Source organism: Gelidibacter sp., assembly GCF_035577925.1.
GTDB lineage: Bacteria > Bacteroidota > Bacteroidia > Flavobacteriales > Flavobacteriaceae > Gelidibacter.
Genome location: NZ_DATJCY010000342.1, coordinates 1 through 10,296, shown reverse-complemented (window position 1 = coordinate 10,296; position 10,296 = coordinate 1). Strand labels below are relative to the sequence as shown.

11 protein-coding genes are annotated in these 10,296 nt (G+C 34.5%); 8 read left to right on the top strand and 3 right to left on the bottom strand.

The features are described from left to right. Both VNJ50_RS13325 and VNJ50_RS13320 read left to right on the top strand, forming a co-directional pair. The coding region (locus VNJ50_RS13325; RefSeq protein WP_325582718.1) for a cobalamin-dependent protein at positions 1 to 590 on the top strand (590 nt) is incomplete at its 5' end. A gap of 102 nt (positions 591 to 692) precedes the next feature. Next, positions 693 to 2,267 (top strand): glycerol-3-phosphate dehydrogenase/oxidase, encoded by a 1,575-nt coding sequence (locus VNJ50_RS13320; protein ID WP_414652899.1) that lies wholly within the window; start codon positions 693 to 695, stop codon positions 2,265 to 2,267. 43 nt (positions 2,268 to 2,310) lie between these two features. Here the strand turns inward: VNJ50_RS13320 and VNJ50_RS13315 are convergent, their stop codons facing one another. Continuing rightward, entirely contained in the window at positions 2,311 to 3,681 is a 1,371-nt protein-coding gene (locus tag VNJ50_RS13315) for an NAD-dependent succinate-semialdehyde dehydrogenase (RefSeq protein ID WP_325582714.1), read from the bottom strand. Between the two features lie 234 nt (positions 3,682 to 3,915). Between VNJ50_RS13315 and VNJ50_RS13310 the strand changes: the two genes are divergently transcribed. Genes VNJ50_RS13310 through VNJ50_RS13300 form a run of 3 tightly spaced genes read left to right on the top strand, consistent with a single transcriptional unit; the run spans position 3,916 to position 4,848 of the window. Next, positions 3,916 to 4,281, top strand: a complete 366-nt coding sequence (locus VNJ50_RS13310) for a YtxH domain-containing protein (RefSeq protein ID WP_325582712.1) — start codon at positions 3,916 to 3,918, stop codon at positions 4,279 to 4,281. Between the two features lie 9 nt (positions 4,282 to 4,290). Beyond that, positions 4,291 to 4,641 (top strand): hypothetical protein, encoded by a 351-nt coding sequence (locus tag VNJ50_RS13305; protein WP_325582710.1) that lies wholly within the window; start codon positions 4,291 to 4,293, stop codon positions 4,639 to 4,641. Between the two features lie 3 nt (positions 4,642 to 4,644). Continuing rightward, positions 4,645 to 4,848, top strand: coding sequence for a hypothetical protein (locus VNJ50_RS13300; protein WP_325582709.1), 204 nt, complete (start codon positions 4,645 to 4,647; stop codon positions 4,846 to 4,848). 19 nt (positions 4,849 to 4,867) lie between these two features. Here the strand turns inward: VNJ50_RS13300 and VNJ50_RS13295 are convergent, their stop codons facing one another. After that, positions 4,868 to 5,893, bottom strand: a complete 1,026-nt coding sequence (locus VNJ50_RS13295) for a helix-turn-helix transcriptional regulator (protein WP_325582707.1) — start codon at positions 5,891 to 5,893, stop codon at positions 4,868 to 4,870. A gap of 446 nt (positions 5,894 to 6,339) precedes the next feature. Between VNJ50_RS13295 and VNJ50_RS13290 the strand changes: the two genes are divergently transcribed. The 3 genes from VNJ50_RS13290 to trxB all read left to right on the top strand — a co-directional run bounded on the left by VNJ50_RS13290 (position 6,340) and on the right by trxB (position 8,916). Then, on the top strand, positions 6,340 to 6,786 hold the full coding sequence (locus VNJ50_RS13290; protein WP_325582705.1) for a DUF2383 domain-containing protein: 447 nt from the start codon (positions 6,340 to 6,342) through the stop codon (positions 6,784 to 6,786). 173 nt (positions 6,787 to 6,959) lie between these two features. Beyond that, positions 6,960 to 7,616, top strand: coding sequence for an SOS response-associated peptidase family protein (locus tag VNJ50_RS13285; RefSeq protein WP_325582703.1), 657 nt, complete (start codon positions 6,960 to 6,962; stop codon positions 7,614 to 7,616). A gap of 322 nt (positions 7,617 to 7,938) precedes the next feature. Then, on the top strand, positions 7,939 to 8,916 hold the full coding sequence (gene trxB, locus VNJ50_RS13280; RefSeq protein ID WP_325582701.1) for a thioredoxin-disulfide reductase: 978 nt from the start codon (positions 7,939 to 7,941) through the stop codon (positions 8,914 to 8,916). A 103-nt stretch (positions 8,917 to 9,019) separates the two neighbouring features. Here the strand turns inward: trxB and VNJ50_RS13275 are convergent, their stop codons facing one another. Then, a complete protein-coding gene (locus VNJ50_RS13275) occupies positions 9,020 to 9,856 on the bottom strand; it encodes a GIN domain-containing protein (protein ID WP_325582699.1) in 837 nt (278 codons plus the stop codon). Positions 9,857 to 10,296: the final 440 nt, after the last annotated feature.

The following is a 10,296-nucleotide window of genomic DNA, read 5'->3' as shown; positions in this document are numbered from 1 at the left end:
AAAACCTGTTAGCTTTAGCGATAGTAGCCGCTAGGGAACGGGCTACTTTAGGTGAAATCAGTGATGCTTTGGAAGTCGCTTTTGGTCGTTATAAAGCTCAGATAAAATCATTTTCAGGTGTGTATAGTAAAGAAATAAAAGACGATAGTTCGTTCAAAAAAGCACGGGAACTGGCAGATAAGTTTGCAGAACAAGACGGTCGTCGTCCACGTATCATGATTGCAAAAATGGGCCAGGATGGTCATGACCGAGGAGCCAAAGTAGTAGCTACAGGTTACGCTGATGTTGGATTTGATGTCGATATCGGATCCTTGTTCCAAACGCCAAAGGAAGCCGCAAAACAGGCGGTGGAAAATGACGTCCATATTTTGGGCGTGTCATCATTAGCTGCAGGTCATAAAACCTTGGTGCCACAAGTTATTGCCGAATTGAAAAACTACGGTCGGGAAGATATTATGGTCGTTGTTGGTGGTGTTATCCCAAAACAGGATTATCAATATTTGTTTGATGCCGGTGCGATAGCCGTTTTTGGTCCGGGTACGCGAATTAGTGATGCTGCCATTCAGATTTTAGAGATTTTATTAGATTAATTCATCACTGATAATTCTTGTTAAAATAAGTGCATTTTATTTTTAATGGACACTTACGTTCGTTTTCATTCTCCTGTAAATTTTTAAACGATTTAAACCTAAATTAAAAGAGTGTTTGAAAGAGCCACTTTACTAAGACAACTGCAAGATCAGAAAAATTGGGATGTTATTGTCATTGGTGGTGGTGCCACAGGTTTAGGAATTGCACTGGATAGTGCTGCACGTGGTTATAAAACCCTTCTTTTAGAGCAATCTGATTTTACAAAAGGAACGTCTAGCAGAAGCACTAAATTGGTTCATGGCGGTGTGCGCTATTTGGCACAAGGGAATATCGACCTTGTTAAAGAAGCATTATATGAACGTGGTTTATTGCTTAAAAACGCACCACATTTAGTTAAAAATATAACATTTATTATTCCTACATACCATTGGTGGCCTGCTTTTGTTTATACCATTGGTTTAAAAGTTTATGACTTTTTAGCCGGAAAATTAAGCTTTGGCAAATCGGTCAGAATATCCAAAAAAGAGTTAACATCTAGACTTTCAACCATTAAATCAGAACATCTTAAAGGAGGTATTGCTTATCAGGACGGGCAATTTGACGATGCGCGTTTGGCTATTAATATCGCACAAACCGGTATCGAGCAAGGTGCTACAATATTGAATTACTTTAAAGTGGCTCAATTACAAAAAGATGACAACGGGAAAATCTGTGGTGTTTTGACCATTGATCAAGAATCGGGTGAAACGTATGATCTACATGCTAAAGTAGTTGTAAATGCCACAGGTGTATTTACTGATGAAATTCTTCAAATGGATAATGCCGATGCCAAAAATATGGTAAGACCAAGTCAGGGTATTCATTTGGTTTTGGACCGTTCATTTTTGCCCGGAAAAGAGGCAATTATGATTCCAAAAACTACAGATGGAAGGGTTCTTTTTTTGGTACCCTGGCATAATCGGGTAGTGGTCGGCACAACGGATACATTATTGAATGCTCACAGTTTGGAGCCAAAACCGCTAGAAAGCGAAATTGATTTTATTTTGCAAACGCTCAATGCTTACTTAAATAAACCAGTGGGCAGAAAAGATGTATTGAGCATATTTGCTGGATTACGACCGTTGGCATCACCAAAAGATGAATCGCAAAAAACGAAGGAAATTTCAAGAAGCCATAAAATAATAGTTTCAGAATCTGGTTTGGTCACCATTACAGGAGGCAAATGGACGACTTACAGACGTATGGCACAAGATACGATGCGGAAAGTGATTGCTGTGGGAAAATTGCCACATACAATATGTCTTACCAAACACCTCAAAATTCATGGTTCCGATGGAGCTTTTGATGATTCTAATCATCTTTATGTTTATGGCTCTGATAAAAAGCATATTGAATATTTGATCAAAACCACCCCAGAATTGGCAGAGAAACTACATCCACGATTAGAGTTTTTAAAAGCCGAAGTGGTTTGGGCCATTAAAAATGAAATGGCACAAACGGTTGAAGATGTGCTTGCAAGACGGGTGCGGATTTTATTTTTGGATGCCAGAGCAGCGCAGGAAGTTGCACCACAGGTTGCTGAAATGTTTGGTCAATACCACAATAGAAGCAAGGAGTGGCAAGAACAGCAGATTGAGGAGTTTACAAAATTGGCAGATCAGTATATTTTACATTGATTTTTAATTTTTAAGAGAAATTAATTAGAAAATTTTTAGTTTTTTAGTATTTAATAAAAACGGTTTTTCTATTTACAAATTCATGAATGCCTTCTTTTGAAAGTTCCCGGCCATATCCCGAAGCTTTTGTACCTCCAAAGGGTAATCTTGCATCAGATTTTACCAATTCATTTATAAAATAAGCGCCATCTTCTACCATATCGACATAGGTTTCTGCCATCTCTATATTTTGGGTAAATACCATGGTACCTAAACCGTATTTGGTAAGAGCAGCCATTTTAAAAGCTTCCTCAGCATTTTTAACTTTCATAATTACCGCAACAGGGCCAAAGGTTTCCTCGTTAAACACGGGCATTTTTGGTGTGATATTGGTAATGATGGTCGGTTCAAAGTAAGCATCTTTTTGTTTGTTTCCGGTGACGATGGTTGCGCCCAATTTGACCGAATCATCAATTTGTTTTTTTAGTATATCTCCTAAATCTGCTCTGGCCAAAGTGCCAATGGTTGTTTGTTTATCCATAGGATCACCACATTTTAAAGCTGCAACTTTGTCCTTAAATTGAGAAACAAAAGTGTCATAAATGTTTTCGGTAACAATAAAACGCTTTGCTGCAATACAACTTTGTCCGGTGTTTTGCATTCTGGCGTTGACCATGGTATCCATATACTTTTCTAAATTGGCATCATCAAGAACAATACAAGCGTTATTGCCGCCAAGTTCGAGAACAGTTTTCTTTAAATATTGACCTGCTGTTGCTGCAATACTTCTTCCAGCTTTTTCACTTCCCGTTAAGGTGACTGCTTTTATGATATCATTCTCAATAAGTTTTTCAACAGTTTCATGATCGGCCAGAATGGTCGTAAAACATCCTTTTGGATATCCTGCTTTTTCAAAGAGTTTTTCTATGGCCAAAGCACAACCTGTAACATTGGAAGCGTGTTTTAAAATAGCTGTATTTCCGGCGGTCAATGTCGGAATGGCAAACCGCATCACTTGCCAAAAAGGATAATTCCAAGGCATGATTGCCAAAATGGGGCCGAGCGGATCGTAACTTATAAAACTTTCTGAAGCATCGGTTTCAATCAGTTCATCGGCTAAAAAATCATCGGCGTTGGTGGCATAAAATTCGCATAACGTAAGGCATTTTTCAATTTCCGAAATACTTTGTGTAATTGGTTTGCCCATTTCTACGGTCATCAATTCAGCCAAATCATGCTTGTCATCTTCTAAAATTTGAGCTAAATTATCAAGTAATCTAGCGCGTTCTTTAATTGATGTTTGTCGCCACTTATAAAAGGTTTCGTTTGAGGTGCTTAGCAGTTGGGTTAATTCCGAATCAGTATGCAATTTATATTCTTTCAAGAATTGATTGTTATACGGATTGATTGTCTTTATGGAAGCATTTGTGTTCATAATGATGCTATTAAATGTTAAAATCATTTTAATGACCTCTTGTATTAAGCTTATTATGCTTTACTTTGTTATAACAAATGAGAATCACCACTGAAAATATACAAAATTATCCAGGATCTTTAGCTCAATTGGAGATTAGTTAATTATTTTTTTAATTGAGTTAATTCCTACGGAATTTCTGATATAATTTTGGAGTACTCAAAAAATCAATATTAACACAAAAAATAGTATATTATGGGAAACAATAATAGTAACGTGCTTATCGGTATTTTGGCTGGTACAGCAATTGGAGCAACATTAGGAATTTTATTTGCACCTGATAAAGGCAGTAATACAAGACAAAGAATCTCTGACGAGGCATTAGCTGCAAGGGATAAAATTGCTGATAGTGCTATTGCGGCAAGAGATTCTATTGCCAACAAGGCATCGCATTTAAGAGATAATATTGTTGATACAGTTGGCTATAAAGCACAAACACTTGAAGAGAAAGTAGAATCGATTGTATCTGATGCTAGCCATACTGCTGAAGATGTTATTAAAACATTGGAAGATAAATTGGCCATGCTGAAAGAAAAAAATAAAAAATTAAAAAAATCATAACTTTAAGATATGAACATTTTTGAATCTATAAATGATACGTCCAATAAAGCATCGGACATTGGTGAAAGATATATTGATACATCTTTTGAATATTTAAAATTAAAGGTATTTCAGCAATTGACTTTTACCATTAGCATGATGGGAAAAGCACTAGTTATTGGAGCCGTATTGTTTATAGGTTTAATTTTTTTGGCCATTTCCGCAGCAATTGCAATAGGTGATGCTTTAGGACAAATAGCTTTGGGTTATCTTATAATAGGTGGTTTCTTTTTGATTATGTCTTTTGCTATCTATAAAATGAGACGCCGTTTTGATGCAAAAATAATTGCAAAATTTCAAACGATATTTTTTAAATCATAAGCCATGAAAACCTATAAATCTTTTGATGAAATTGACTATGAGCTGAACCGTTTAAAGCTTGAACGCCGGATTGCTTGGGAAGAAATGAAAGGTCTTAAAAACGATTTTCAGCAAGATATGCGACCAATAAATTGGGTGAACTCTGGATTAAAAGCGGTCGGTAAATATGGTGCACTTGTTTTATTGAAAAGGCTGATTAGAAGATAAATATTTTTTTCGAATTATTTTATTCGTCGATCACCACTATTTTTTTTCGGAACTCGTGTGGTGTCATATCATATTTTTCCTTGAATATTTTAGAAAAATAGCTTCTACTGGTAAACCCAATAGTATATACAATTTGGGATATATTTAAATCACTTGTGTTCATTAAGTCTCTAGCTGCTTCCAATCTAATATGTCTAACATATTCAGTAACTGTCCGAGCGTATAAAAATTTAAATCCTTCTTGTAGTTTGGCTTGAGAAAGTCCAGAATCCTTGGAAATTTGCTCTAAATTATAATTTAGCGACGGATCGTCAATAATTTTTTTCGCTTGCTTTCTAATAGATTTCAATTCTTCTTTTAAAAGAGAATTGGGTACAACATCACGGTTTTGATATTTTTCGTGCCGGGCAATGTGCATGGAGAGGAGGTGATAAACCTCACCTTCAATTTGCAAAATACGTGTCATACCTTCTGCATTGAGGTCGCGCAGTGTTTTGACATAATCCTCCATTCTTAAATGAATTGGGCTGTAGTAGGCAAATTCAGATTCGTCCTTATCATCCGAAAAAACCTTGTACAGATTTTCATTAAGCTCAGAGAATTGGTTGTTACGTTTTTTTAAAAACTCGGTTCTTAAAACGTGTATGTCGTTTATAATAATATGAGTGTCCTTTGGAAGAAGTGTGTAAACATCTAACAATTTTTTAGAAACAAAAATTGAAGAATGGTATTGTTCTATAGTGTGAAAATTGGGTTCGTTTGCAAACCGATGTTTGAAATATCCTTGCGAACAATATGAAAAATGTATAGGATTTGAGTTTGCAACTTGGTATAAAAACAAAATATCATCGAAAAAAAGAGCATCAATTTCCACTAAGCCTACGCCCCAATCAAAGGTAATGCACCTTATGCATCCTTTTCCAACATCATTGTCAAAACTGAGTGTATGTTCGCCCCAACGTTCTGAAATTTCGCCTCCTAAAAAGTTTTGCATCTGTACAAGTGTGGCTTCAATGCTTTTTGCATTAACAATTACTTCTATCATAATATACTCAACATAAATTAAAAGATTGAAATTTCAAATTTCACATCACTTAAAAGGAACAAGTAACACTTGGAACTTGGTATAATATAGAAAATAGAATGTTAGGTGGCAAATATTATACAAATATATAATATTTATGTAATATTAAAATCATCTGTTAAAAATTTGGATACCGTTAATCCTTTGATGGATAGAGCGATTAATTATAGGATCAAGTTTATAATTTAGTATCAATATAAGAGTTTTATACGCTTTATATTGGTTAGTTGGTTAGAAGGAACAACCTCGGCATAATTGTAAATTGCTGAGGTTGTCTGCTGTTAAATAACGTTTTGAACCTTGATTGACGGTTGTTATGCAATTTGAATTATTTCAATTTAGCACAATTTAATATCAAGAAGCTAAAAACGAGGTGCGCCAGATTGTGAGGAACGTAAAAACAAAGGATGATGGGCAAATACGTAATTAAGCTAGGCAAAAGATTGACTGACTTGATGGAAAAAAATTATGATGCCGAAAAAGAATTTAAAAAAGCCGCAAATAAAGTGAAGCTTGCCAAGCTTAAATCTTATTTCATCAACAAAGCACAGGAACGTCATGATTTTGGGGATCAATTAAAATCTGAACTCCAAGGTATTGATCATAAAAACAATCCAACGGAAGTTGATAAATATCGTTCATTTCCTATTTGGATTGATATTAAATCATGGTTTTTTGAAGATGACGAGGCCATGCTTAAAAAAGCCATAAATGGCGATATTATGTCAATTGAAGAATATAATGACGTATTGAAAAATAACGCACTTCCATATGCAATTAAAGAGTTATTGAAAATCCAGAAACATACCATTGAATATAGTGTTATGAATATTAGAGAACTGCAGGATCTGTAGTAAGTAGAATAATTGAATAGAGTGATTTAATGTTGATTAAACGATTTTTTTTTCTTCCAAATAACAATAAAAAGAGCAGTTCAATTTATCCCTACTAAACGACTGAAGTAGGGATTAGGAGAATTGAAAATTTAATAATCATATGTGATTTACATACACATTAATTTTTTTACATGTTTTATAAGATCTCCAATATCGCAAGTAAGAAATCCATTGAAAATAATTTTCAGGCTACTTTCGAATTTCCCAAGCTTTATGAGCCCCAGGAAATTATTGATGGTTTAAAGGAATCAACCGTTTCGGTAATTACCTGTGCCGATACACATAAGATTACTTTTGCTATTTGGGGATTATTGCCTGAAAATTTTGAAGATCATTGGAGTGTTTTCCAAGATGTTGTAAATACGTTAAATGTAAAAATTGATGTTCTGCAAACCGGTCGTGGTCTTTATAACAATCTTCTTGAAAACAGACGTTGTATTATAATTGCGACAGGTTTTTTTACAACGCTGTTAACCAATGGCACGGTTGAACATTGTCATGTGCATCTTTCAAACTTTGAGCCTTTTGCAATAGCTGGCGTTTATAATAAACTTAATGATGGCTTCATTACCTGTTCCATGGTCATGACCCAAGTCAATGAATCTTTTGAATCAATTCCAAATATATCTTATTTAAAACCTTTTGTACTTCACGGCGTTGAATTGGAAAAATGGTTGGATGTTTCGACTTCTATAGATGAATTGAATAAAATGGTTTTGGATCACCAATCCATTAAATTCCAATATGAATCCTATAATTCCATCCATTCCTCATTCGATTCTATATAAGATTTTTAATTGCATTTTAAAATTAGGAGTTAAATAGTTCATTTACTTCTCAAACAAACTTTTGATTTTGATATTTCAGATTAAATTTTAAGGGATAATGATTGTAAATTAAATAGCTAAATTATTTTATTTTAGGCTTTTAGCTTGTTAATAAAGTAGGGGAGTTGTGTTTAATAATACAAAATACTCATGAAGTCGAGATACGAAAAAAGTTGTAATAGTTAGTTTCAACACTAATGAGTTACTAACAACTTTTGATAATATTAATGGCTATTTTGATGCAAAATCTCTATTTTTGTAAGTTCAAAACTAATAAGAGATTATGTCAGATTCAATTGAGAAAGTTAAATGCCTTATTATAGGTTCAGGACCAGCAGGATATACGGCAGCTATATACGCAGCAAGAGCAAATATGTTTCCAGTGCTTTACCAAGGAGAGCAACCTGGGGGTCAATTGACCACCACGAATGATGTTGAGAATTTTCCTGGTTACCCAAATGGTATTACAGGACCGGAAATGATGTTGGAGTTGCAACAGCAAGCCGAACGTTTTGGAACTGATGTAAGGGACGGTTGGATTACAAAGGTCGATTTTTCTGGTGATGTTCATAAAGTTTGGGTCAATGAAACTGAAGAAATCCATTGTGATACGGTAATAATTTCGACAGGAGCGACCGCAAAATATCTTGGAATTCCTTCCGAACAAAAATATTTACAATTAGGTGGTGGTGTTTCGGCTTGTGCTGTTTGTGATGGTTTTTTCTATAGAAATCAAGAAGTTGTTATTGTTGGTGCAGGAGATTCAGCGTGTGAAGAAGCACACTATTTATCAAAACTTTGTAAAAAAGTGACCATGTTGGTAAGGCGTGATGAGTTTAGAGCTTCTCGTATTATGGAAGCACGTGTAAAAAACACTAAAAACATCGAAATTTTATTTAACACCGATACCGTAGAAGTTTTGGGCGACGGGCAAGTTGTAACCGGCGTACGAGTTAAAAATAATATTACAAATAAGGTACATGACATAGAAGCAACCGGTTTTTTTGTAGCTATTGGGCATAAACCAAACACAGATATTTTTAAAGACTATTTGCATCTAGACGAAACAGGCTATATTATTAATGTACCAGGAACTTCCAAAACAAATATTGACGGTGTTTTTGTTTCTGGTGATGCCGCCGACAATGTGTATAGACAAGCCGTTACTGCAGCAGGTACGGGATGTATGGCAGCATTGGATGCCGAGCGTTATTTGGCAGAAATTGAAAGTTCAATTGAAACAGATACTGCAACTAATTAAGATTGGCGTTATTAAGATGCTATTTGTATAAATTTAAAAGTGCCTAAAGTAGATTGAAATCTATCATAGGCACTTTTTTTATATATGCTCTTTTTATGTCGATCTAGCGTTCTCTCATTTGAAGTTTTGAGGTGCCCACAAAAGTTGTCAATGTAATTTTTGGGGTATTATATAAATAGACTTCACTATTTCCTGTAGCGGCAATTGTGATGCTGTTATTAACACGAATGGTTGTTGAGCTGCCCAAATCGGCAGTTAGATCACAAGTGTTGGTTAAAAATTCTTTTCCATTAAAGACCGATGAGTTGTCCATCCGTAACTGGGTGTTGTCAATTGTGCCTTCAAGTTTTGCATTGGCACGCTGATAAAGATCTATTTTAGCCATTTTTGAATTAAGTAATGCTTCTATTTTTACATTATCATTGAGTACAATTATACTGTTTGTAGCATTAACATTTAATTTTGCTCTTGCTTTATCTGATGCTGTGTAGTTAAAATCGCCTGTTTTTATATTGAGATAGGTGCGAGATGACCCAGAGGTTTTTAAGGTGGCGTTTTTTAGTTCCAAAGATGTTAATGATCGGATTTCGCCATTTTCCAAAACCTCAATATGTTCTAATCCGTCGGAATAATTAACTTTGATGTTCATCCGTTTGCTCGAAGTTATTTTTTTTGTCGTTGCAAAAGTCAGGATACCGTCAACAACATCAAAATTAATGAGTTCATGAAGATTACTATCGGCTTCAACTTCAACTGAGGGCTTGCTGTTATAGATAATTTCAACGGTAAAATCTTCACCTACAACAATCTTATTAAATGGGTCAATATAGGTTTGTTTTATCGTTACATTTCTGTCTCCCTTAACTTTTTCGTCACTTTGTGCAGCGACATAAACCATAGGTGTCAGTAACAAAACAAATGCTAAAATGAATTTATTCATTTTGACGTTTTAAAGTTAATATTAACAAATATAAACAAAAACCAACCCAAACATTTAAAAATGCTTAAAATGGTTGAATTGATACTTTTGAAAAAATAGATTTGAGCTTTGTATTATTGATTCATACAGAAAGACACATGACCTGATTTGCCTAGAGCCTGTTTAAATTTTAACGAAATATTTATTTTGCGAGTGATTATATTTTTTAGTTGTCTTTTGATGCTCTTTTTAGCATCTTTTAGCCTTTGATTACTTGATTTAGCCCGCTAAATCTTCATTATCAAAAACTAAAATCTATCTAGTTACTCCTTAAGGTAGATTAATCATCTATAATCCAGTGTATTAACCGTTATTAAGCTTGTTTTTCATTACAGGTATTTGTATATTTGTCGTAGAAAAGCTTGCAAATATGTTGGGAAAAAATCCAGAAAAACTACCCG

What these genes read in the sequence shown, in the direction of transcription:
- VNJ50_RS13310 (WP_325582712.1), top strand. Translation starts at nt 3,916, where the DNA reads ATGGGAAACAATAATAGTAACGTGCTTATCGGTATTTTGGCTGGTACA.
- VNJ50_RS13275 (WP_325582699.1), bottom strand. Translation starts at nt 9,856, where the DNA reads ATGAATAAATTCATTTTAGCATTTGTTTTGTTACTGACACCTATGGTT.
- VNJ50_RS13300 (WP_325582709.1), top strand. Translation starts at nt 4,645, where the DNA reads ATGAAAACCTATAAATCTTTTGATGAAATTGACTATGAGCTGAACCGT.
- VNJ50_RS13285 (WP_325582703.1), top strand. Translation starts at nt 6,960, where the DNA reads ATGTTTTATAAGATCTCCAATATCGCAAGTAAGAAATCCATTGAAAAT.
- trxB (WP_325582701.1), top strand. Translation starts at nt 7,939, where the DNA reads ATGTCAGATTCAATTGAGAAAGTTAAATGCCTTATTATAGGTTCAGGA.
- VNJ50_RS13305 (WP_325582710.1), top strand. Translation starts at nt 4,291, where the DNA reads ATGAACATTTTTGAATCTATAAATGATACGTCCAATAAAGCATCGGAC.
- VNJ50_RS13290 (WP_325582705.1), top strand. Translation starts at nt 6,340, where the DNA reads ATGATGGGCAAATACGTAATTAAGCTAGGCAAAAGATTGACTGACTTG.
- VNJ50_RS13295 (WP_325582707.1), bottom strand. Translation starts at nt 5,893, where the DNA reads ATGATAGAAGTAATTGTTAATGCAAAAAGCATTGAAGCCACACTTGTA.
- VNJ50_RS13315 (WP_325582714.1), bottom strand. Translation starts at nt 3,681, where the DNA reads ATGAACACAAATGCTTCCATAAAGACAATCAATCCGTATAACAATCAA.